Origin of the sequence: Mesorhizobium sp. M0496 (assembly GCF_040321205.1) — a bacterium.
In the GTDB taxonomy this organism is placed as follows: Bacteria; Pseudomonadota; Alphaproteobacteria; order Rhizobiales; family Rhizobiaceae; genus Mesorhizobium.
Genome location: NZ_JAMYRC010000032.1, coordinates 12,766 through 34,658, shown reverse-complemented (window position 1 = coordinate 34,658; position 21,893 = coordinate 12,766). Strand labels below are relative to the sequence as shown.

The 21,893-nt window shown below is 58.8% G+C and carries 18 protein-coding genes, 3 pseudogenes and 1 riboswitch; of the genes and pseudogenes, 15 read left to right on the top strand and 6 right to left on the bottom strand.

What is annotated here, in order from left to right; all coding sequences use genetic code 11:
- The first annotated feature begins 148 nt into the window (after positions 1-148).
- From NKI73_RS23715 to NKI73_RS23695, 5 genes and pseudogenes are all read left to right on the top strand, one after another.
- Positions 149-1,306, top strand: a complete 1,158-nt coding sequence (locus tag NKI73_RS23715; RefSeq protein ID WP_352633211.1) for a porin — start codon at positions 149-151, stop codon at positions 1,304-1,306.
- A gap of 33 nt (positions 1,307-1,339) precedes the next feature.
- Positions 1,340-1,586, top strand: a pseudogene (locus tag NKI73_RS23710) (thiazole synthase); the annotation flags it as partial.
- A pseudogene (locus NKI73_RS23705) lies at positions 1,510-2,052 on the top strand (thiamine phosphate synthase); the annotation flags it as partial. The pseudogenes NKI73_RS23710 and NKI73_RS23705, both read left to right, overlap by 77 nt.
- Positions 2,053-2,153: 101 nt before the next feature.
- A complete protein-coding gene (locus NKI73_RS23700; RefSeq protein ID WP_352633210.1) occupies positions 2,154-2,549 on the top strand; it encodes a bifunctional hydroxymethylpyrimidine kinase/phosphomethylpyrimidine kinase in 396 nt (131 codons plus the stop codon).
- A gap of 480 nt (positions 2,550-3,029) precedes the next feature.
- On the top strand, positions 3,030-3,524 hold the full coding sequence (locus NKI73_RS23695; RefSeq protein WP_352442323.1) for a MaoC family dehydratase: 495 nt from the start codon (positions 3,030-3,032) through the stop codon (positions 3,522-3,524).
- A 790-nt stretch (positions 3,525-4,314) separates the two neighbouring features.
- Here NKI73_RS23695 and NKI73_RS23690 read toward each other — a convergent pair.
- Together NKI73_RS23690 and NKI73_RS23685 are read right to left on the bottom strand one after the other, a co-directional pair.
- Complete coding sequence (locus NKI73_RS23690) at positions 4,315-4,791, bottom strand: type II toxin-antitoxin system VapC family toxin (RefSeq protein ID WP_352633209.1); 477 nt, start codon at positions 4,789-4,791, stop codon at positions 4,315-4,317.
- Positions 4,788-5,090 (bottom strand): hypothetical protein, encoded by a 303-nt coding sequence (locus tag NKI73_RS23685; protein WP_352633208.1) that lies wholly within the window; start codon positions 5,088-5,090, stop codon positions 4,788-4,790. The genes NKI73_RS23690 and NKI73_RS23685 overlap by 4 nt, the downstream gene beginning before the upstream one ends.
- 410 nt (positions 5,091-5,500) lie before the next feature.
- On the opposite strand from NKI73_RS23685, the gene NKI73_RS23680 reads away from it, so the two are divergent.
- From NKI73_RS23680 to metE, 8 genes are all read left to right on the top strand, one after another.
- Positions 5,501-5,833, top strand: coding sequence for a recombinase family protein (locus tag NKI73_RS23680; protein WP_352538832.1), 333 nt, complete (start codon positions 5,501-5,503; stop codon positions 5,831-5,833).
- Between the two features lie 237 nt (positions 5,834-6,070).
- On the top strand, positions 6,071-6,427 hold the full coding sequence (locus NKI73_RS23675) for an ArsR/SmtB family transcription factor (protein ID WP_084026290.1): 357 nt from the start codon (positions 6,071-6,073) through the stop codon (positions 6,425-6,427).
- 28 nt (positions 6,428-6,455) lie between these two features.
- The gene (gene glyA / locus NKI73_RS23670; protein ID WP_352633207.1) at positions 6,456-7,793 is read left to right on the top strand and encodes a serine hydroxymethyltransferase; all 1,338 of its coding nucleotides are present in this window, start codon (positions 6,456-6,458) and stop codon (positions 7,791-7,793) included.
- Positions 7,794-7,846: 53 nt separating this feature from the next.
- Entirely contained in the window at positions 7,847-9,019 is a 1,173-nt protein-coding gene (gene metK / locus NKI73_RS23665; RefSeq protein ID WP_023812683.1) for a methionine adenosyltransferase, read from the top strand.
- A 49-nt stretch (positions 9,020-9,068) separates the two neighbouring features.
- The gene (locus NKI73_RS23660) at positions 9,069-10,061 is read left to right on the top strand and encodes an adenosine kinase (protein WP_352633206.1); all 993 of its coding nucleotides are present in this window, start codon (positions 9,069-9,071) and stop codon (positions 10,059-10,061) included.
- Between the two features lie 322 nt (positions 10,062-10,383).
- A complete protein-coding gene (locus tag NKI73_RS23655) occupies positions 10,384-10,617 on the top strand; it encodes a hypothetical protein (protein ID WP_352633205.1) in 234 nt (77 codons plus the stop codon).
- Positions 10,618-10,911: 294 nt separating this feature from the next.
- Positions 10,912-12,606 carry an alpha,alpha-trehalose-phosphate synthase (UDP-forming) gene (locus NKI73_RS23650; RefSeq protein WP_352633204.1) on the top strand — a complete coding sequence of 565 codons (1,695 nt, stop codon included), beginning with the start codon at positions 10,912-10,914 and terminating at the stop codon, positions 12,604-12,606.
- Positions 12,607-13,174: 568 nt separating this feature from the next.
- A riboswitch (cobalamin riboswitch) is annotated at positions 13,175-13,376 on the top strand.
- Between the two features lie 95 nt (positions 13,377-13,471).
- On the top strand, positions 13,472-15,823 hold the full coding sequence (gene metE / locus NKI73_RS23645) for a 5-methyltetrahydropteroyltriglutamate--homocysteine S-methyltransferase (RefSeq protein WP_352633203.1): 2,352 nt from the start codon (positions 13,472-13,474) through the stop codon (positions 15,821-15,823).
- 444 nt (positions 15,824-16,267) lie between these two features.
- Here metE and NKI73_RS23640 read toward each other — a convergent pair whose 3' ends face one another.
- The gene (locus NKI73_RS23640) at positions 16,268-17,323 is read right to left on the bottom strand and encodes a cytochrome-c peroxidase (protein ID WP_023737107.1); all 1,056 of its coding nucleotides are present in this window, start codon (positions 17,321-17,323) and stop codon (positions 16,268-16,270) included.
- A gap of 949 nt (positions 17,324-18,272) precedes the next feature.
- Here NKI73_RS23640 and NKI73_RS23635 point away from each other — a divergent pair.
- Positions 18,273-18,626 (top strand): hypothetical protein, encoded by a 354-nt coding sequence (locus NKI73_RS23635; protein ID WP_023737108.1) that lies wholly within the window; start codon positions 18,273-18,275, stop codon positions 18,624-18,626.
- A gap of 136 nt (positions 18,627-18,762) precedes the next feature.
- On the opposite strand, the gene NKI73_RS23630 is transcribed toward NKI73_RS23635, so the two are convergent.
- Positions 18,763-19,731: a glycosyltransferase family 10 domain-containing protein gene (locus NKI73_RS23630; protein ID WP_352633202.1), complete on the bottom strand. Its 969-nt coding sequence runs from the start codon at positions 19,729-19,731 to the stop codon at positions 18,763-18,765.
- A 159-nt stretch (positions 19,732-19,890) separates the two neighbouring features.
- Positions 19,891-20,520, bottom strand: a pseudogene (locus NKI73_RS23625) (transposase); the annotation flags it as partial.
- Between the two features lie 398 nt (positions 20,521-20,918).
- Between NKI73_RS23625 and NKI73_RS23620 the strand changes: the two are divergent.
- Positions 20,919-21,389 (top strand): Ros/MucR family transcriptional regulator, encoded by a 471-nt coding sequence (locus NKI73_RS23620; protein ID WP_023812675.1) that lies wholly within the window; start codon positions 20,919-20,921, stop codon positions 21,387-21,389.
- A 227-nt stretch (positions 21,390-21,616) separates the two neighbouring features.
- Here the strand turns inward: NKI73_RS23620 and NKI73_RS23615 are convergent, their stop codons facing one another.
- Positions 21,617-21,829, bottom strand: a complete 213-nt coding sequence (locus NKI73_RS23615) for a cold-shock protein (protein WP_023679670.1) — start codon at positions 21,827-21,829, stop codon at positions 21,617-21,619.
- Positions 21,830-21,893: the final 64 nt, after the last annotated feature.

Genomic DNA, 21,893 nt, shown 5'->3' with positions numbered 1-21,893 from the left:
TCTCAATCACATTCTAACTTCTCCTGAGCATTAGCACGACAGGTGCAGCAACACTCCCAGAATTCAGCTTGATGCGCTATCAATAGTTTGCTTAGCAAAAATCATTTATCGGTCTCGATTCCTTTTACTATTTAGACGGAGATCAACAATGACCATTGGGAGCCTCCTCCTCGGCTCAACTGCGGCACTGATCGCCGTTTCCGACGCTCGCGCGGTGACCACCGTCGCCGAGCCTGACCCGACTGAGTACGCCAAGATCTGCGACGTCTACGGCTCGGGCTACGTCTACATTTCAGGCACCGAGACCTGCCTGCGCATCGGCGGCTATCTTAGCTACTACGTGGGCTTGGGCGATGTCGGATTGTTTTACCACGCAAGAACCTCGGATGTGAGGACTGGTGAGGATCAGGGTACATGGCAAAACAACACGCGCTTCACACTGAAAGCTTGGACCGGCCAGGAGACCGAACTCGGCACGTTGAAGACCTACACCGAAACCCGCGTGAATTTCGGTAACCGCCACACTTCGGTTTCGGACAGTTCTCGGTCCTATGCCTTCAACGGAGACAGCATCTTGACTTTCGCCTGGATTCAGCTTGGTGGCCTCCGAGTTGGTAAGGACTGGTCGGCCTTCGACATGTTTATTGGCGGCGCGGGTGACGTACTCAACCAGACGCCGGTTCCGTACGGCGCTTTGGATACCAATGTGGTCCAGTACTACTTCGACGCCGCGAACGGCTTTTCGGCCGTGGTTTCGCTCGAAGAAGGCTCAGCCGTGGTCGGCACAATCGACAACTACGCTCCGCACATAGTCGGCGGCTTGAAATACACACATGGCTGGGGAGGGATCACCGGCGTTGCTGGTTATGATAGCAACTACGAATCGGTAGCCGTCAAGGTCCGTGTCGACATCAATGTCACCGACGAACTGTTGCTGTTCGGAATGTTCGGCTACGGTTCCAATGGCAAGCTCAACGACGACTCCATGAACGCGATCGACGCTCATGGTCGCGGCTTCTATAAGATCTGGGGCGGGAACTGGGCTTTCTGGGCTGGCGCCGCTTACGAGCTCAACGAGACAACTTCGTTCAACCTTCAGCTCTCGGGTGATCAGCTCAAGAACTATGGTGCCGCTGCGAACGTCGCCTATGCGCTTCTTCCAGATTTCACAGTTACGGCTGAACTCGACTATGACAGCTACGGAGGCTCCGCCGTCGGAAAGGTGAAAGCTTCCGAAGTGAACTGGGCCAATGCCAACAAGAAGAGCAGTGTCGGCGGTATCCTGCGTTTCGAACGCTCATTCTAATGCGATGAAGCGTTGAGCTCCGAGGTCCAGTTGATGCGCGGACATTTCCCCTACATTCCGTTTGATTGTGGATGCGTGGCTCGGACGGCCGTCGTACGCGGCGACGTCATGGAGCTCGGGTTCGACGCCGTGCTCCTGAACACGGCGGTCCCGAGGGCGGCCGATCCGGTCGGCATGGCGCGTGCGTTCGGCAAGGGCGGTCGATGCCATTCGTGAAGCTAGCACTGGAATGCTCGAACCGCGCTACTCACCGACGGTCGGCAGGGCTGTCTTCTCATGAAGCTCGATCCCTTCTATCTGAATTTCGACGTGCCGGCTGGGTTGACGGGCTGGCGCCGCTCGGCGTGAGTCTGCTGCAGCTCCGGATAAAGGATATGGACGAGAAAGGACTGCAGACGGAAACCCGCCGCGCGAACGACGCCTGCGCGGTCCATGGTTGCCAAGTGAGCGTCAACGACAATTGGCGCACGGCAATCGAGGAAGGCTGCGACTTCGTCCATCTTGGTCAAAAGGATTTGGCTGCCGCCGATGCTGACGATTAAATACGCCGGATTGAAGCTCGGCCTTTCGATCCACGATCACACCGAACTGGAAACGGCGCCAGTGGCCGAGCCGGAGTATGTGGCGCTCGGCCCATCTATCCAACTAGCCTGAAGCAGATGAAATGGGCGCCGCAAGGGCTCAAGCGGATCAGCGAGTGGAAGCACCAGGTCGCGCCGATCCCATTGGTCTCCATCGGCGGCCTCAACCTGACCGGCTCGAAGGCGTTTTTCGAGGCTGGCGCGGAAAGCGCAGCCGTGGTCACCGACTTTGCGCTGAACGACGCCCCAGAAGCGCGCACGCGAGAATGGATCGAAAGACAGAACAATGGCGCTGGGGCGAGAACCGCATCTGCTCGTTGTTGTCGGGTCAGATTCCCGCGGTGGGGCTGGAATTGCCCGCGAGATCGAGACGATCGCTTGCCTTGACGTGCGCACCTGCCTTTGCTGTCAGCGCGCTGACGGTGCAAACCCAGGAAGACGCCTTGGAAATCCAAGTTACGCAACCCGGTCTGGTGACGGATCAAATGCGCGCTGCGCTTCAAGCTAACAGAGTGGCCGGCACCAAGGTTGGCATGCTCGCAACGGCTGAGATCATCGTCGCTGCGGTTGCCGCTGTGCTGCGCGAATATCGGGCGCATCGCTGGCTTCCACGTCAGGCCGAGCGCTTCTTGAAGCAAGCGCCATCCCGCATCATGAAGTAGCATCTGATGCCGCTTTGCCGTGTCGACACCCAATGTCATTGAACTGGCGCTTCTTGCCGGCTCAGAGCTAGCGGCCAATGAGGTCGGCGCGCTTCAAGAAGGACCACAAGCCACCCCGTCTGCTGGACTACTCCTCCACCATTCGAGACACGGATGGTTCCTATCCAGACAATTGATTTTATCAATCTGCGACAATACCGCATAGCGGCGCCGGCGGAATGATCATCCGTAGCAAGACGAGCTGCTTTCGGCGGCTTGCAGGACGCGCACCGCGACCGATTACAAGCCGGCTCGTCTGCAGCCATGTTCGGATCGGCCGCATCGGTGCGCCGAATGAGATTGCCGGCGGAACGCCCTATTCGTGCAGCTGTGACGGCAGTCATCTCACCGGGGCCATCCTGCCGATGGATGGCCGGCAGTCGGTGCAGCATTGGCTGACACTGTTCACGGAATGAAGCCGTCGCGCTTCGGACGGTTGAAATGGAGGACATTAGCGTGGAACCGATCAGTCTCGACGAACTTCTGGCCAGCGTCGGCAAGGAAGTCGGCGTGTCGCCGTGGCGGGTGGTCTCGCAGCGGATGATCGACCAGTTCGCCGAGGCCACCGATGACCACCAGTTCATCCACTGCGATCCGGAGCGCGCCAAGCGCGAGACGCCGTTCGGCGGCACCATCGCACATGGCTTCCTGTCGCTTTCGCTTTTGTCGGCGATGACTTTCCAGACCATGCGGCCGCTCGAAAACTGCAAGATGGGTGTCAACTATGGCTTCGAATCGCTGCGCTTCCTGGCGCCGGTGAAAACCGGATCGCGCATCCGCACCCGTTTCGTACTGGCCGACGTCAAGGTCAGGCCGTCGGGCTGGGTGCAGACGGCGCTGGGCGTGACGATTGAGATCGAGGGCTCGAAAAAGCCGGCGCTGACCGCGCGCTGGTTGACGCTGACGCTGATCAAACGCCAGCCGGAGGCGGCCTGAATTGCTCAACGAGCGTCAGCAGAGACGATCTTCACGTGCCGGGGCGATGTAGGCGACCAGTGCGCACCGATCGGCAACGCGGCCACGGGGGTCGGCTAGATAGAGTGGCAGGAATGCCTAATCGGGGCTCGCATCGATGTATCGGAAGCGCTTCGGCTTTCGGCGCTGCATTCCTTCTTCACGAAGGTCCATGCAGAATTCCCGACCACGGGGTCGAAAGATCGGCTTGTGATCGGAGTGGGCAGATCCTCCCCGACTGAATCTGCCAATAGGGTGTTATCGAGTCAACCGGGTCGAACTTGAGGTCGCGGGTGTCGCTGATCGGCTGCTCGTCGAGCTCGAGAGCTGCCAGCTAGAGGCAGAACACGGCGATGCCAAGAGCTCCGCAGTTGATGTGGACGCCCAGAGCTGGGAGAACAGACCGACGAGTTCCCGGCGGGCGAACTTGCCATTGGTAGCGCGCCAGACCAGTCGCGAGAAAGCCTCGATGAGAAGGCCCCCGAGCCGCACGCGGGATCGACTACAGTGGCGTTTGGCGAGAGGCCTTCGAAGACGAGAGCGAGTGTAAGATGGACGAGCTCGACACGCGTATCGCGCAGTCCCTGCGATCGCGCCTTGTCCGCGGCGCTCGTGCGTGCGAGCTGTTGGTTGATCGAGCTGACTAGATGAACCGGGATGGCATTAAAGCGGAACTGGAAGAGACGTCCCTGGCCGAACTAAGCAAGATCAATCCAGCCATCGCTAAAGGTAGGCGAACACGAGACGTTCGGACTCCGTGCCGCTGAAGTCCTCAAATTGAATCGGCCGGACCGTTGGAGCTATCATCACCCGCTTGGCTTCCAGAGCTACGGAGCGGGTTGATTATCTGAACGTCCTCGAAGTCCTTTCCATTGTCGGTCACTACGACACACTGGTTGGCTTCGGCTACAGCGGCAATGATTGTGTCTAGGGCGCTCCGCGAACGGCCTCTGGCTTTGCCGTTGGCCATCAGCCGCGCCCACACGAGGCCGGCTTTCTCGTCGAACGATAGCACGCGGCCAGCGAACAGCGCTTGCGGGCCTTCGGAGCCCTCGAACCAAGTTTCAAGGCTGCTGCGCGTTTTCCCCTTCGGCTTCTCTAGGATGACTCGGCGAATTTCGGCGACAGTAAGCGAAGCAATGAAGAGGTCTTCGTCCTTCTGCGCGCCCATCCAGGCCAGCAACGAGCCCGAAGGCTCCGGCTTTATGACGTTGCTGATGATATTGGTATGAAGAAGGTAGCGCGTCACAGGTCGATCTTGCGCCCCTCTTCGCGCGGCCGGCTGAGGTCGAGATTGGAGCCAGCCAGAGGCGAGCGACGCAACGCGGCGAGAATGCTGCCCGCTTTCGGTGGCTCACCCGCCACGGCTTGCTGTATGGTCCGACGAAGCTGTCGGGCATCCGGCCCGCTCTCCGTTAATTTTCGGGCAAGAGTTCGCAGTAGATCGCGGTCTGCGTCGAACGCCTGGATCTCGAACCGCGCGATGCCGCGCTCAGCCAGGCGAGAGCGATAATTCTCGATGGCTCTCTTCTGTGCAGTGTTGCCCATCGCGTGCCTCCGGTTCTCTATCCGGATATATAGCCTTGGCTTCTTCGGAGCACAAGGTGCCCCGTCATCGGCCAGCACTGGCTCCTGCGCGAGGCGCGTTATTGATCAAAAACAATTTCCATCTTGTCGAAGCACTGTGATTGGCATCATTGTCGCGAAACGGAGTATTTCGCGTCAGGACAGGAACGCGATCATAGCGCGACCGAAACGTGCAACAGCCGAATAGCTTCGTGTGGTCGCAGGCGCGGCCGCGAAGGGCTGTGCCTGCGTCGCCGAAGCCCGATCGACGCTTCGTCAATCTGGTCCGGCTGCTGGCGCCACAGGCCGCACGGGATTTCGTTCAAGCCGAAACGGATAGCCAAACGCGAGACCGCGTCCCGGAGTAAGGGGCCGCCTCATGAAGGTCGCGCTTGGCGCTCGCTACTCAACTGACAATCACCGAGACGCCTCGATCGAGGATCAGTTGCGGCTCTGCTGCTTGCGTGCTGAAAAAGCAAGGCTGGACAGTCGTCCACAGCAATACCCACCGCGCGATCTGCGGCGCGTCGCTGTTGCGTCCCGGCCTTCAGGAGCTGATCAGCGATGCGATGCAGGGCAAATTCCTGATCGTGCTCGCAGAGGCGATGGATCGCCTGACCATGACCGCTGCAAACCGGGAGCAGGCCCGGCTGGGCAAACGTTGCAACAGATCCTTCAAGGAAATTCATAGACTCTTAGCAACTCCGGCTCGCTGTGAATGGTAGGCTTATTGCAACGTCTGAGGTCAGTGGTTCCAAACCGTGGCCCCGCTTGTCTTCGACTCGCCGACCTGCCTGCAATTTCGGCTAAAGGCAAGAAGAGCGCACATTTGGTTGTTCGACACAGGATATCGACGGTCGTCACGGCCACCGAGATTTGCCCGCTCGTTGGACATCCTTCGAAATCTGCAACTTCTGTGGAGAACGCGAAATGAGAAATTCGGCAGGACTTGGTCCTGAGCCATGATGACACTGGTTAGTCGCCTACGCATGGCAGCGCATCCTGACCGCCTTCGAATCCTGGGCCTTTGTGCGCATGCGGACCTAACTGTCTGCGAGCTAGCGGAGATTCTGGGCGTGTGTCGAGAGCGGGTTGCGCGACACGTCCGGCTGCTCGCCAGAGCCGACTTTCTCTGCTGCAACGAACAGCCTCCGTGGCGCTCGTACCATCTCAACGCAGGATCCAACGACGGCGGGCTGGTTCAATTATTGGTCGATCTCCTGCCCCATCGCGACGGCTATCATAAACAGGACCTGCAGCGGCTCGAAGCGGTGCGAGACACGCGGCCGAAGGGGACCGCGTGCTTGATCGTGAAATAGGTCAATTCAATTGGAGCGCGAAGCTACCATGGACAACTCCGCAGACGGCGCGATCGCACAGCCCGACACCCACGGGCGGTCTTCCTTGGCCGCGGTTGATTGCCGCGTTCACGAGCTGCTTCTGAGACAGGAGCGGCAGGAGCGGACGACCCTCAAGCTCATCGCCTCAGAGAACTTTGCGTCCTCGGCCGTGCTGGAAGCGAACGGCTCGATTTTCACGAACAAGTACGCCGAGGGGTACCCCGGTGCGCGCTACTACGCTGGAAACGAGATCGTTGATGAGCTTGAGAATCTGGCCATTGAGCGCCTGAAAACACTATTTGGCAGCGAGCATGCCAACGTCCAGCCTTATTCCGGCTCGCCGGCCAACCAGGCTGTCTATCGTGCGCTTTTGAGTCCCGGTGACAAAGTCATGGGCTTGCCCCTTCCGGAAGGGGGCCATCTGACTCATGGTTGGGCCATCAACTTTTCCGGAACTGACTATCAACGCGTGCCCTATGGACTAGATGAAAAGACACAGCAGATTGACTATGACCGCTTACGCGAGACAGCCAAGCGGGAACGGCCGCGGCTCATTTGGGTCGGCGGAACTGCTTACCCGCGTGTCTTTGACTACGCGGCAATGGCAGAAATTGCCCTGGAAGCGAACTCCTATCTCGTAGCCGACATTGCGCACATCAGCGGCCTGATTGCCGCGGGAGCGCACCCGAATCCCGTGGGCCATTGCGACGTGGTCAGCAGCACGTCCCACAAGTCGATCCGCGGTCCCCGCGGTGGCTTCATTTTGTCAAGGAACGAAGATCGCTATCAGGCCCTGTATCATACAAAGAGCAAATACAATCTCGCCAGACGAATAGACCGGGCGGTCTTCCCTCACCTGCAAGGCGGGCCTCACATGAATGCCATCGCTGCGCTAGCGGTTGCCTTGCACGAAGCCGCGAACCCGTCCTTCCGAAGCTACGGCCAACAGACGGTCAAGAACGCCAAGGCTCTGGCACATGCACTGCTTGAGCGAGGTCATGACCTGGTGACCGGGGGGACGGACAATCACATGCTGATCCTTGATCTTCGCAATCGGCCACTATCGGGCAAGGCCTATGCCGAGCGACTAGCAAAGGCAGGAATTATCACAAACTTTAATATGGTGCCTGGCGACCCGCGGGATCCGGCGGTCACAAGCGGAATTCGCCTGGGGGCACCAGCAGTGACGTCAATGGGCATGCGCGATGTGGAAATGGAGCAAATTGCTGGCTTCATTGACTCCGTCTTCCAGCGGCCAGACGATGAAGATCTCCATGCCTGCGTGCGAAGAGACGTTGCCGACTTGTGCGCTGCGTTCGAGGTCCCGGGCATCTCCGACAAGTAAGGTGGGCCAAGCAAAATGCCCATACCACATCCAACACCCGAAGCGAGGTATTCATGGCTAGGCAGTTCGTGTTCTCTTCCGAATCGGTTGGCGCGGGGCACCCGGATAAGTTGGCCGACAACATCTCGGATGCCATCCTCGACGCCATCCTCCGCACAGATCCCAAGGCGCGCGTCGCCTGTGAAGCGTTGGTAAAATCAGGGATAGTCGTTCTGGCTGGCGAGATTACCAGCGATGCCCAGGTGGATTACAGCCAAGTTGCGCGCGATACGATTCTCGACATTGGGTACGACGACGAGGCCGTCGGCTTCGACGGCCGGCGTTGCTCCGTCGTCCATGCCCTCACCGAGCAGTCGCCCGACATCAGCCAAGGCGTTGACGAGGGAAGAGGGCAAGACCTCCAGCAGGGAGCGGGAGATCAGGGCCTCATGTTCGGCTACGCATGCCGCGAAACCGATACCCTGATGCCTTTGCCGATCCAGCTCGCTCATCGCTTGACGAAACGGCAGGCGTATGTCCGGAAGGCACAGCTTGGCTGGTTGCGTCCTGACATGAAATCCCAAGTCTCAGTGCGCTATGAGGGGTTGCGCCCGGTCGCCCTGGATACCATCGTCGTGTCGACGCAACATGACGAGCAGGTCTCGCAAGAGACTGTCCGCGAGGGCGTCATTGAGGAAATCATAAAGCCTGTCCTGCCGACCCACCTGGAGACGGAAGGCATCAGAATTCTGGTCAACCCGACGGGGCGGTTCGTAGTCGGCGGGCCGCGCGGCGACTGCGGTCTCACTGGACGCAAGATCATCGTCGATTCCTATGGCGGGATGGGTCGTCATGGCGGCGGCGCCTTCTCGGGCAAGGACCCGTCCAAGGTTGACCGCTCGGCTGCCTATGCGGCCCGCTATGTCGCAAAGAACATCGTCGCCAGCGGACTTGCGGACGTGTGCGAGGTGCAGCTTGCTTACGCAATCGGCGTGGCCAGTCCGGTTTCCGTCATGGTCAACACGTTCGGGACAGCCAGGGTTGAGGAAAGCAGGATCGAGCGCCTCATTCTTGAGTTGTTCGATCTCAGACCGAAAGGCATTATCAAGATGCTTGATCTCTTGCGCCCTATATACCGCAATACAGCCACCTATGGCCATTTCGGCCGTGAAGAGCCTGATTTCACCTGGGAGAAGACAGACAGGGCGGACGAATTGCGTCGCGAGGCAGGACTAGCCGCCCCGTGAAGCCGCCGGCGAGCGAATTGGCAAGCGGAAAGCCCAAGCGGAGACATTGATGCCGGATTATGACGTGCTTTGCATCGGCAATGCCATTGTCGACATCATCGCCCAGTGCGACGACGCTTTTCTGGTGACCAACGGCATCATCAAGGGTGCCATGAACCTCATCGATACCAAGCGCGCCGAGCTGCTCTACAGCCACATGGGGCCGGCGATCGAGGCCTCCGGTGGCAGCGCCGGCAACACGGCGGCCGGCGTCGCCAGCTTCGGCGGCCGCGCCGCCTTCTTCGGCAAGGTGTCCAACGATGCGCTGGGCGAAATCTATGCGCACGACATCCATGCGCAGGGCGTTGCCTTCGACACCAGGCCGCTCGAGGGCGAGCCGCCGACGGCGCGCTCGATGATCTTCGTCACCCCGGACGGCGAGCGCTCGATGAACACCTATCTCGGCGCCTGCGTCGAGCTTGGCCCTGAGGATGTCGAAGCAGACAAGGCGTCTGGCGCCAAGGTCACCTATTTCGAGGGCTATCTGTGGGACCCGCCGCGCGCCAAGGAGGCGATCCGGCAGACGGCGAAGCTCGCGCACGAGGCCGGGCGCGAAGTCTCGATGACACTGTCGGATTCGTTTTGCGTTGACCGCTACCGCGACGAGTTCCTCGATCTGATGCGCTCGGGCACGGTCGACATCGTCTTTGCCAACAGCGACGAGATCAAGTCGCTCTACCAGACCTCGTCCTTCGACGAAGCGGTGGCGCAGATCCGCAAGGACTGCAAGATCGCCGCCGTCACACGCTCGGAAAAAGGCTCGGTTATCGTGCGCGGCGACGAGACCGTGGTCATCCATGCGACCGCCATCAAGGAGCTGGTCGACACGACGGGCGCCGGCGATCTCTACGTCGCCGGTTTCCTGCATGGCTACACGCAGGGCCGCGACCTCAAGACCTGCGGCGACCTTGGCTCGCTGGCGGCCGGCCTGGTGATCCAGCAGATCGGCCCAAGGCCAAGGCAGAATTTGCGCCGCGAGGCGGAACGGGCTGGGTTGCTGTAGATGCGCGGGCAACTAACCAGCCGCCCTACTGACGCGATCATCGCAGTGGCGGAACTGTGTCAAAGCTCGCTGATAGCGACAGCCATTCGCTTCGGAGAACTGACCGATTCTGCTGCCGTGAAGCTCGCTGGAAGAGCGGTGCAAGGCGGGCTTGCCTTGACGGCATTCACCGTCATCGAGATCGCCACCGGCATTTTCCAGAAGCTCAGCTTGGGGAAGGCCAGTAAGGTTCCTGAGGTAACGGAGAACTCGCGGCGTCCGTCGGAGCACTTGACTTGCGATCACGTCCCACGATGCCGAATGCGGGCAGACTGGTTCGCCATTGGTATGGGACCAGCGGAATTGGCAGCAGGGCTTCATCTTCGTCAATCTCGACGAGGCGCCGGATGTGGAGCCCGGCATTCGCGGATGTCAGGAAGTGCTCGCCTGGCTGGTATTCACATCGCGGTCTGGCTTCCACGATTTTGGGATCGTCGAGGGCAACGAGGAAGGGATTCAAAAACGGGCCCTGACGGGCGGAAAGGGACTATCCCGCCCGTCTGCCGAAGAGTTTTGACACGGAGATCGGAGAGGGCCCGGCAGCGACATAGTTTCAGTTCATTTCAACAGGTGCTGGCATCTACTGGGTGTATCTCTTATCCGAACAATCCAACAATTACCGCAAGCACGGTCCGCTCGATCGGGTCGCCAGCTATTTTCGCGATAAGCCGGTTCTTGAGGGCGCCGAAGCCGAAACGCGACAATCGGTCGCCATTTGCTCTGACGCTCGTCAGATTCTCGTCAGCAGGGGGTGTGCCAATCTGGGAATGCCAGTTGCTCCATCATGGGGAATATTCAACGGAGGCATGAAATGGACGCATTGAACAACGCCAACTCGCCGCGCCGGAACCTCACATGGCAAACTGGGGCTGTTCACGAACTAATCGCTTTTGAACAACCCCTGAGAGACTTGCCACAGGAGCGAGAACAACAAGCCGAAGTTGGCCCGTCCCGTCCTGTTGTCTCAGCCGCAGACCAGCGCTTCAACACGGCGGCCCAGCAGCCACATAGGAGTCTTATCGCAATTTCCAACCGCGGTGCGACTGTCAATTCTGATCAGCCCAAGACAGGCGGGCTTTCGGCGGCCCTGGAGTGCGTCGTGGAGCGTTCCGGCGCGGTCTGGGTAGGTTTTTCCGAGCATCTGGGCGACGGGGATACGCAACAGGTGCCCCTCGTGCAGCGTGGCAAAGGTCAAATCGGGTGGCTCGATGGGCCGGCAGCGGACTATTCTCGGTACTATCAAGGTTTTGCAAATTCAATATTGTGGCCGGCGCTCCACTCGCTGCCGGACCGGATCTCAGGCTCGGAAGAGGATTATAAAAGTTATCGCGACGTCAATGCCTTCATGGCGCGCGCGGTGTCCGAATTGGGAGATAACGCAGTCTACTGGGTTCATGACTACCATTTCCTGCCGCTCGGCGCTGATTTGCACAGACTCGGCATTGACCGGCCGATCGGCCATTTCCTGCATACGCCATGGCCCGAGTCTGACATGATGGAGCGCGTGCCCAATTCTGGCGAGCTAATGAAATGTATGCTCGAGTATGATCTGCTCGGTTTCCAGACCGACCGTGATGTGAGCAATTTCCTCGCCTGTGTCCAATCTCATTTGGGGCTGGAGAGCAAGAACGGGGTCGTTTTCTCGGACCATGGCCAGACGCAATGCCAAAATTTTCCTATAGGTATCGATCCGAAGCAATTCGAACAGTGTGCCGCAGATTCGCTTGAGGCGCAGAAAGCCTACATTTCGCAGTTGAAACTTGGCGGAGCAAAGCTAGTTATCGGCGTCGATCGGCTCGACTACACCAAGGGCATCGACAATCGGATTAAAGCTTTCGATCTGCTGGCAGTCGAGCCGCAACGTGTCTCGCTCTTGCAAATCGCAACTCCCTCACGTGGCGACATCCAAGCGTACAGCGAATATCGGCGCGACGTCGAAAGACTCGTCAATCAAGTCAACAACCGGCATGGCACGGACGAGTGGATGCCGATTATCTATGAGAACAGGTCGTTCACCCAAGCTGAGATAGCGGGTCTTTACAGAGCCGCGCGTGTTTGCGTTGTGACGCCGTTGCGCGATGGCATGAATCTTGTGGCGAAAGAATACATTGCTGCACAAGATCCGAGCGACCCTGGCGTTCTGGTGTTATCGAAGTTTGCCGGCGCGGCCGAAGACTTCGGCGAGGACGCCCTACTGGTAAATCCGAGGCTCTCCGACGAGATAGCTACCGCGATCTCAAGAGCGGCCAGCATGCCGCGCGAAGAACGCATCCAACGCTGGCGGAGGATGATGGACAAACTTGAAGCGTATACGATCCACCATTGGTCAGCGGACTTCGTTCGGCAACTGGACAGCAGCCGGGTTACGGTCCCTGCGGATCACTTCCACTATGTTGGCTTGGGCTGGATCAGCGAGGCCCAAATGCCTTCGTATCGGACCGAGCCAGAATTGCACACCGCGCTGACGCGTGCACTGGATAAAAACTGGGTCCTGCCGATCGTATGATGCAGAATATGAAGCACGCGAGCTTTGCCTGCATTTGCGCATCCCTCAATGCCGAGCGCTTGGAGAGAGAGATACTTATCCTGACCGCCTGAATGCGGCTTAAGCGGCTTATCGGGACCACAGTCGGGCTTTGCATCAGACCCTTGAGCCAGGCTCCGTCAGTGTGGTCTCTTGCCGCCGAGCGGAGTCATCACGATTGCCTAGTCACCCGTGATGACGACTGGCGTGCCAATTCCCCTCGGACCACGGGTTGGCGCTCACTCCGAGAAAACCGCTTCTACCACGCACGCACGGCTTGCGGCCGCATCGTTAAACATCGCCACCAATGCGATCTTCTGCATTCTAATGACGTTGTCACGCGCTTGAAGTCTTGTCCGAAATCCTTCATCGGCGACCTGCGAGGGATGTCGCAGCCCGACAGGGATCCATTAGTTGGACAATGGTGGCAGCGGAGCAGCGCCGCCAATGGGCGACTGAATATTTCACAATGTTAGACAAGCGTAAAAGCGAAATCACATAACGACATAAACATTTCGTTATGCGTCATTGACAAAAGAGCGGACTGCTGTGATTATCTGCGTGTCGTGGTTCTCGCGTGCGGCGCTGCCGCAGCGGAGCTAAGAGGGAAGCCGGTGCAATGCCGGCGCTGCCCCCGCAACTGTTAGCGGCGAGCCAACCCCACTCATGTCACTGAGGCGAATACCCTCAGGAAGACGGGTAGAGGCTATGACCCCGCGAGCCAGGAGACCTGCCACGGCGAATTACGTCCACGGGCGGGGTGTCTCGGTGGCCGCTGCAAGCCGGCGTTCGTGCCGGCCTGCTAGCGCCTTCCTTGTCATCGACGCCCCAACCATCGGGGTATGACATGACTGACTCTCAGGAAATTCCTGTAGCAACGCTCGGCGTGCCGCGCTTCGGTCGTCGGCGAGAACTGAAATTCGCGCTTGAAAGCTACTGGTCCGGAACATCGTCCGCTGGCGACCTTCTCACGACGTCGAAGGCGCTCCGTGCCGCTAGCTGGGAAGAGCAGCGTGATCGCGGCGTGTCGAAAATACCGTCAAACGACTTCTCGCTTTACGACCATGTGCTCGACACCGCAGCCATGGTCGGCGCCATTCCCTCCCGTTACGGCTGGAATAGCGGCGAGGTCCCACTTGACATCTACTTCGCAATGGCGCGCGGCAACCAGGGCCAGACGGAGGATTGTGCACACGCTGGTCACCAGGAGGCGGCTCATGGGCTCGGTGTAACCGCGATGGAAATGACCAAGTGGTTTGACACAAACTACCACTACATTGTGCCGGAACTCGATGATGATCAGACGTTCGCCCTCTCGTCAACGAAGCCGGTCGATTACTTCCTCGAGGCTAAAGCTCTCGGCATTCACACACGCCCAGTCATCCTTGGACCCATCACCTTCCTCAAGCTGGCGAAATCGCCTGCCGAAGGGTTCGATCCTATCGCGCTCCTACCGCGGCTGCTGCCCGTTTACGAGCAACTCCTGCAGAGGCTGAAGCTGTCGGGAGCCGACTGGGTGCAGATCGATGAGCCAGCGCTTGTCCTCGATCTGAACCCGAACGAACGAGCTGCGTTCGAATTCGCCTATGGCCAGCTGTCGAAAGCCGCGCCCGAGCTGAAGATCATGCTGGCTACGTATTTCGGGTCGCTGGGAGACAATCTCGAAACCGCGGTTTCTCTGCCCCTGGCCGGGCTGCATATTGATCTCGTGCGCGCTCCCGAGCAGCTGGAAACGGTGGGTCGGCTCGCTCCGAAGGATCTGGTGCTCTCGCTTGGCTTGATCGACGGCCGCAACGTCTGGCGTGCGAACCTGCCCGCCATTCTCGACCGCATCAAACCGATCGTCGCCGGCTGGCCCTTGGACCGCGTCGAGATCGCGCCTTCTTGCTCGATGCTGCATGTGCCGATCGACCTGCGCATGGAGACGGAACTCGACGCCGACATCAGGTCGTGGCTCGCCTTCGCGGCCCAGAAGACCGACGAATTGGTGTTGCTGGCCCAGGCCCTGTCCCAAGGCAGAGATGCGGTGGCTGGCGCGTTGAAAGCGTCTGCCGAGGCTGCCGCCACGCGCGTGACATCCACGAGGATTCATGACCCGCTTGTTCAGGGGCGGATCGCTAGCATTGAGGACAGCGCGAAGCGACGAGAGAGCGCTTTTGGCGAGCGCTCCAGAGTCCAAGCCGGCTCACTCGGGCTGCCGCCGTTCCCGACGACGACCATCGGGTCCTTCCCGCAGACGCCGCAGGTACGCAAGGCGCGGGCCGCTCATGTGAAAGGCCAGCTGAGCTATGTCGACTACGAGATGTTCCTGAAGAAGGAGATCGAGGCTGCAATTCGCTGGCAGGAAGAGATCGGGCTGGACGTGCTGGTGCACGGTGAGTTCGAGCGAAACGACATGGTACAGCATTTCGGCGAGCAGTTGTCCGGCTTCGCGCTCACACAGCATGCCTGGGTACAAAGCTATGGGTCGCGCTACGTGCGTCCCCCCATCATTTTCGGCGACGTATCGAGGCGCAATCCGATGACAGTGCGCTGGTGGCAATTCGCCCAGTCGCTTACGGAAAAGCCCGTGAAGGGAATGCTCACAGGCCCAGTCACCATTCTCAATTGGTCTTTTGTTCGCGACGACGTACCCCGCTCCGAAGCCTGCCGCCAGATCGCGCTCGCCATCCGCGACGAAGTGACGGATCTCGAAAGGTCCGGCGCAAGGATGGTCCAGATCGATGAGGCCGCGTTTCGCGAAGGATTGCCACTGCGCCAATCTGGCTGGAAAGTCTATCTCGACTGGGCTGTCGAATGCTTCCGGATCGCTTCAACGGGTGTAAAGGACGCGACTCAAATTCATACCCACATGTGCTATTCGGAGTTCAACGAGATCATTCACGCGATCGCTGGAATGGATGCGGATGTCATTTCGATTGAGACGTCGCGCTCGAAGATGGAACTGTTGGACGCCTTCACGAGCTCCAAATATCCGAACGAAATCGGTCCCGGCGTTTATGATATTCACTCACCACGCGTCCCGGAAGCCGGCGAGATTTCGGACTTAGTCATGCTTGCCCGCGAGCGACTGTCCGACGGCCAACTGTGGATAAACCCGGACTGTGGCCTCAAAACACGCAAATGGGAGGAGGTCCGCCCTGCCCTCATGAACATGGTCGCTGCGGCGCGCGCGCTCCGGCAGAAAGTGCAGGCGTGAGGCTTCTCTTCCTCACCGTGTGGGGAGTTGCCGGCTGGCGGACGTCGGCCGGGAATATGCCAACCCGATCACACTCTTGGAAATAAGCCACTCGGCGAAAATGTGCAATTTTCCTTCGGCACGTGTCCTCATCCCGCAGAAATATAAATGTGACACTACGCTATAGTATTGGTCCTTGGGAACATACAGGCCCCGCGCCTCGAACAAATCGTACACACGTCGTTTCTCAAAGTAGACTGCTTGGCATGTTCGCTAAGGCGGCGACAATATATGGTGCTGCGCGTCTGTCCGCTTCCCCAGCTGATTCGCGCAGACTACGGGCGAGGTGGCAGGTTTCGGGTATTGCTAGCCTCCCGCCAATTCGGAGATGGATGTGGCAATTCGTGTGGCCCAAGTAAAAGCCGCAATCATTTTCGATTGCGACGTCCGCAGCCAGTTGGCCCTTTATTTTCCTGAGATCTGCGTTACAGGCCGGGGCGTTGTCGCCGTTTCGGAGGGTAAGATGGGATAGGCGACCTCGGGTGCCTCTCCGGTCAGCGAGTTGAGGAAGGCAACAAGCAGGTCAACTTCTTCGTCCGCCAGTACTACGCCAAGCTGGGTGGTCCCCATGATGGCGACGGCCTGTTTCAGATCCCAAACCTTGCCCGAATGAAAGTATGGCGCGGTGAGTGCAACGTTGCGCAGCGGCGCCACGCGGAAAACATAGTAGTCATCGGCTGCATTGGTGACCGCAAATCGGCCCTTGTCTTTGTCCGGCAGGACCTCGGCGCTGGGCTGTTCCACGAGGCCGAATGGGAAATAGGCTTGCCCACCAACGTTGATGCCGGCATGGCAGGACGAGCAGCCTTTGTCCATGAAAAGCGCCAGGCCCTGTTTCTGTTCGGAAGTCATGGCAAGCTCATCACCATTCAGGAAGCTGTCGAACGGGGCCGGTGTGACCAGTGTCGCCTCGAAGGCTTCGATCGCCTTGGCGAAGTTGTCGAAGGTGACCCGATCGGCTTCAGCCGGAAAAGCTGCATCGAACCACTCGACATATTGCGGCATGGACTTGAGCGTGGCGATGACTTGGTCCGGTGTATTGGCCATTTCGATGCCGGCTTGGACCGGTCCCTTCGCCTGAGCCTTCAGGTCTGCGGCACGACCATCCCAGAACTGAGCGATGTTGAAGACAGCGTTCAGTACAGTCGGCGCGTTGCGCTGTCCCTTCTGCCAACCATGGCCGATCGAGGTTTCGTGATTGTCGTCGCCGCCGGTTGCCAGGTTGTGGCACGAGTTGCACGACAAGACGCCTGACGCCGAGACGCGTGGATCGAAGAACAGTGCCTTGCCGAGAGCGATCTTTTCCGGGGTGATCGGGTTGTTGGCGACTGTCGGCGTGGTGGATGGCAAAGCCCTGAAGGTGGCCAATGCCGTATCTCTGAGGTCGGTGGGGATCGAATCCGCAGCAAAGGCGGTGGGTGCCAGCAAGGTGACAGCCATCGTTCTGAATAGGATTTTCATAAATGGTCTTCCTGCGTCGTGCACGCAGCCACTATGCGATCTGCGGCTCATGAACGCCCTGAGCTAGATCAGTTGAGGGAGAGGATCGGGGTCTGGCACCTGTTTTCGCGGCTGAGCTGGGACCCTCTTGGAAGTGATCGCTCTTCTCGATTGGACTTCAGGGAGGAGGAGTATCCCTGCTCGGCAACCGTTTGTATGCATCAAAGCACGCCCTGGGGGCGGCTTCGTAGATTCGGTCACTGCGATCTTCCCGCCATCGTTGAGAAAGTCGATAGCATCCGCAAGGATGGCAATCTCTTGCACGATGTGCGCTGCACGCCTTGCGAAAAGTGAGCTTCTGAAACCTCAGGGTTCATTCGTTCCTCCTGACCGGCTGATTGCGTGAATCGACCTTATCGACACCCGCCGACTGCGATGTCACCAGCGATGGCGGTTTCAATACCTAAGCAGCGACGGTCTATGCGACAGTATGGATGTCCTATCGGAATAGCCGGTCCGCCTTGTCGATCGTCACACCGGCATATAGCTCCGCTTCTACGAACATCCCATCACGCGAGGAAAGACATGGCCAATACGCGCAGTATCGCCAATCTAGCCCTGGTGCCGGCGCGGCGCTTGAGCAGGTCCACCGGCTGTAAGTGCCTCACACCTCGATCCACAGATCCTAGGCGATGACCACCTTGTCGTCATCATTTGACGGGCGCGGGGCATTGGCCCATAAGCGAGCCACCGCAAACTGTGCGGTTGCCAATGCGTAATGATGTGAATTGGAATGATCTTCGGTTTGCGAAACACGCACGTCCGACGCAGCTTGCGTTGACAGAGACGGTTTTACGCGCAATAGCACTTCCGCCGGCCTATTTTTGTGGAGTTCAATTGTGGTTCGGCCAAGGGCGCTGGGCGCCGGACCGGCCCCGTGTAAACCTTATCAAAGAGAGAGAGACCCTGCATGGAAGAATTCTTACCGCGCATCGCCACTGGTGCCGGCATCGGCCCGGCTCTCGCAGAGAAGGGCGTTGGGTTAATGCTGGGTTTCCTGCAAAGCCACGCGGCCGACGGTCCCGTTGCGCGCATGATCGAGGCCATTCCGGGAGCTTCGGAATTAGTAGCGAAGTATCATGGCGACGACCCAGAGGGTGGCGGCCTTATGGGGCTCGGCCAGCAATTGATGAGTGAGGGTCTCAGCATGGCAAAGATCGCCGGCCTCGCCAACGAGACGATCGCCTGCGCCAAGGAACATGCCGGCGACGAACTCGTGGACGAGGTCCTCAATTCCGTTCCTGGCCTTCCCCAGTTCGTCTGATCAGCGGCAGCCGGGGGCGCATGACCTCGTGCGCCCGTGCCGGCCGTCTGCGCAGCAGACATTCTCCGCCGAGCGTTCCGTACCGATCTCGCCAGACCACCAACCGCCGGGCACGCGAAGCGAGCGTTGGAGTACTTCATTCGTCCATTGCAAAATCGACTTCAGGCGAATCGATGTGTATAATTTCCGGCGGTAAGGGTTTATCCTGAACGCTTTCGATGAAGCCCGCGAGATAAGCAAACGTATTGTATTTCTCGAGCACCAACCGCTTCGCCTCTCTTATTGCGCCGCGACGTTCCTTCCAGAGGTCCGAGTCGATGATTTCTTGAATTTTTGGGATTACGTTCTTGTCCTCTGGGTCAATCAGAACCATAGAGTCCGAAGGGAAGAACCTCGTGATTGCCGGGCTGCCGTAATAGATCGGCATTGTTTCAGCAACGAAGCAGTCCATAAGCTTCTCTGTAAAATAGTAATCAGCACGAGTATTCTCGAACGCTATACTGTAACGGTAGGGTGCGAGTGCGTTCCATTTATCTCCAATCAGCCGAAAACCTCGGCCGAACAGGTCAAAATCGACCTCCTTTCTCAGCCGCTCCAGAAACGCCAGCCGATATCGATGTCCTTTAAGCAGGGCGATGTCACTGGTAATCCATGAGAGCCGAAGCGGCTTATCCACGACTTCGCTGACCAGAAGTTGGTCATATGTCTTGTTTACAGACCAAGACCGAGTGATAGGTGGAGACAAAACGAATCGGCGCGCTGCATTCTGCCGAGCAGCCAGCTCTGCGTCACACGTCAGGACGATAGTATTTTTCCCCTGCCCTTCATGAAACGCGCGATGAGCTTTCGTCGGCGGTTCGCCGATTGCAAAAATTGTCCTGTTTGGGCTCGCCTCGATATCAACAGGGAGCCCAAAAAGAGAAGCAGAGTTAAAGACGATATGCCAATCGGGCACGAAGGATGTCGTGCGAACAAAAGCGACATTGTTCCAGATTCCACTGCCCTTTGGAGTGAGATGGTGGATTGCATCATCCAAAACGCCCCAAGAATCTAGACATGTAGCAACAATGGGCGCCGGGCGTTCCGTCAACAATTTGGCCGACAAAGCAGTTCCACTCCCTCACTCGTGAAGGTACTCAATGGCCATTCCGGATTGCGGTAACGTTGGGCAGCATAAACCTTCCGGGACCCGCTGTCGAGGCAATTGTCGCTTTGCACTTGACCAGGTTCTTCCTCGCTTTGTGCGGTGATCAGGCCGGCTGAGTGGCGGCATGCGTGCCCTAAGGAGTTCGCAGCCCGCTCTGCCTACATCGTACGTTTAATCGTCTTCAGGCGGTTGATCAGCCCTTTCGCCTGGCCGTTGCTCCGCGGTAGTTCAATGGCATCGCGAACGGCGTCAACGTCACGGCGTAGGACCAGACCGAAACGCGTGATGGCGACGAGCCTGGAGTTGACGCCACGTCGATCGAAGTGTCGAGCTTGCCGAATTCACAGGCCCCGCAAAATGCCGCGGAAGCGCATGGCAAGCCTGCGCATAGTGGCAAACTCATGTGACCCCTGCTTCAGGACGTCGACCTTTTTGGCCTGGTTGATCGTCAGCACATCCCGAGGCTTCGTGCAGAGGGCCGGGGCGACTACCGGCGAGATCACACGGCCGGTCGCGGGATTCCGTATGGGACAGCGTCGCTGGCAGGTTGACGCGTATGATTTAAGCAGGCGACGCACTGTCCTTGCCCGGCCTCTCGGCACGGCGCCAGCTTGCGAGAAGCCGCTCCAGATTCGAGAAGCTGCCCGTGTCGCCGCGCTGTTAATCGTGGAACAGGTGTCGTCGGCAGCGATTGCCGTCTCTCGAGGACCGGCAAAGAAACGCCTCGAAATACATTGATGTCCTTGGTTACCAGCGGCGGTTCCCAGCCCCTTGGAAGAGCGGCTCGCCGGGCGATGAACTTACATTTGGCCATTGCCAATGAACGTCCATCGTCCTGACGCCCACCAGCAAGCGATCACGATCCCTCGATTTCACAGTCCAAAGAAGTAAAGCGGGACACAAATAGCGCGCTTAGCTTCGACTACTAGCAACTTCGGCGCAAAGTTACAGCCGGGACGCGCCACGCACCACGGCAGGGTCGCCAACAACGAGTGGCTCAGCGGTCACGACGGGAAATATGGCGCATCGATGTCGCTTCTGGACGAGCATTGGCAATAACGCTGTCGAGACATTGTTGCTTTCAGCGGCAACCGGCCCTATGAAGCGACGCTTCGCTGACTATGTTTCACCGCCTGGAGAGTTTCATGACAGAAGAAGCCGGAAAAAACGTCGACACCCTCATTGAGCTTGCCGCCGATGTCGTGTCGGCCTACGTCTCCAACAATCCGATCCCGGTGGGGGATCTCCCTGCCCTCATCGGCCAAGTGCATGCGGCTCTGAGAGCGACGGCCGGAGGTGTCTCTGCGCAAGAGCCGGTTGCCCTTACGCCTGCAGTCCCGATCAGGAAATCGGTGACACCGGACTACATCATCTCCCTTGAGGACGGGAGGAAATTCAAATCGCTAAAGCGCCATCTGTCGACCCACTATGGGCTGACGCCGGATGGATATCGGGCCAAATGGGGCCTGCCCGCGGATTATCCCATGGTCGCGCCGAACTACGCCGCGGCGCGCTCGTCATTGGCCAAGACGATGGGGCTCGGCCGCAAACCGAAGGCGCCCGAAGCGCCGGAGCCTGCACCGACGAAGCGAACCCGCAAGAAGGTCGCGGCTTGATTTCGGCAATCCAGATTCGTTCTGGAGCGTTGCAGCCATCGGCTTAATCTGCGCGTCATATAAAAAGGCGGGGCCAACCCCGCCTTCCTTTCAAACAACTTTGTTTCATGAGGAATTCGCGACGCCTACAGCAATCTGCTGCCCTCAGTTTTTGCTCGCTCCTATCGAGCGGCCGTGAGGACCTCCGGACCTACGTGCCTACTCTTGCAAGGACGCAGGAGAAAATTTCAACCAGCTTTGCTGAGGCTGCCAGCGGAGGACTTGCCGGTGCGGCGATCCTGCTCGATCTCATAGTTGATCTTCTGGCCGTCAGCGAGGGTCGAGAGGCCCGCGCGTTCGACAGCGGAAATGTGGACGAAAACATCCGGACCGCCATTGTCGGGCTGGATAAATCCAAACCCCTTGGTGCTGTTGAACCACTTTACCGTTCCAGTCGGCATATACTTGTTCCTTCTTTTACAATGCAACGTGGGCAGGCCATTAGGCCTGTCCGAGTCATAGCCG

What these genes read in the sequence shown, in the direction of transcription:
- metK (WP_023812683.1), top strand. Translation starts at nt 7,847, where the DNA reads ATGGCTAGGCAGTTCGTGTTCTCTTCCGAATCGGTTGGCGCGGGGCAC.
- NKI73_RS23685 (WP_352633208.1), bottom strand. Translation starts at nt 5,090, where the DNA reads ATGGGCAACACTGCACAGAAGAGAGCCATCGAGAATTATCGCTCTCGC.
- NKI73_RS23640 (WP_023737107.1), bottom strand. Translation starts at nt 17,323, where the DNA reads ATGAAAATCCTATTCAGAACGATGGCTGTCACCTTGCTGGCACCCACC.
- NKI73_RS23695 (WP_352442323.1), top strand. Translation starts at nt 3,030, where the DNA reads ATGGAGGACATTAGCGTGGAACCGATCAGTCTCGACGAACTTCTGGCC.
- NKI73_RS23715 (WP_352633211.1), top strand. Translation starts at nt 149, where the DNA reads ATGACCATTGGGAGCCTCCTCCTCGGCTCAACTGCGGCACTGATCGCC.
- NKI73_RS23620 (WP_023812675.1), top strand. Translation starts at nt 20,919, where the DNA reads ATGACAGAAGAAGCCGGAAAAAACGTCGACACCCTCATTGAGCTTGCC.
- NKI73_RS23635 (WP_023737108.1), top strand. Translation starts at nt 18,273, where the DNA reads ATGGAAGAATTCTTACCGCGCATCGCCACTGGTGCCGGCATCGGCCCG.
- NKI73_RS23660 (WP_352633206.1), top strand. Translation starts at nt 9,069, where the DNA reads ATGCCGGATTATGACGTGCTTTGCATCGGCAATGCCATTGTCGACATC.
- NKI73_RS23700 (WP_352633210.1), top strand. Translation starts at nt 2,154, where the DNA reads ATGGATCGAAAGACAGAACAATGGCGCTGGGGCGAGAACCGCATCTGC.
- glyA (WP_352633207.1), top strand. Translation starts at nt 6,456, where the DNA reads ATGGACAACTCCGCAGACGGCGCGATCGCACAGCCCGACACCCACGGG.
- metE (WP_352633203.1), top strand. Translation starts at nt 13,472, where the DNA reads ATGACTGACTCTCAGGAAATTCCTGTAGCAACGCTCGGCGTGCCGCGC.
- NKI73_RS23675 (WP_084026290.1), top strand. Translation starts at nt 6,071, where the DNA reads ATGATGACACTGGTTAGTCGCCTACGCATGGCAGCGCATCCTGACCGC.
- NKI73_RS23650 (WP_352633204.1), top strand. Translation starts at nt 10,912, where the DNA reads ATGGACGCATTGAACAACGCCAACTCGCCGCGCCGGAACCTCACATGG.
- NKI73_RS23615 (WP_023679670.1), bottom strand. Translation starts at nt 21,829, where the DNA reads ATGCCGACTGGAACGGTAAAGTGGTTCAACAGCACCAAGGGGTTTGGA.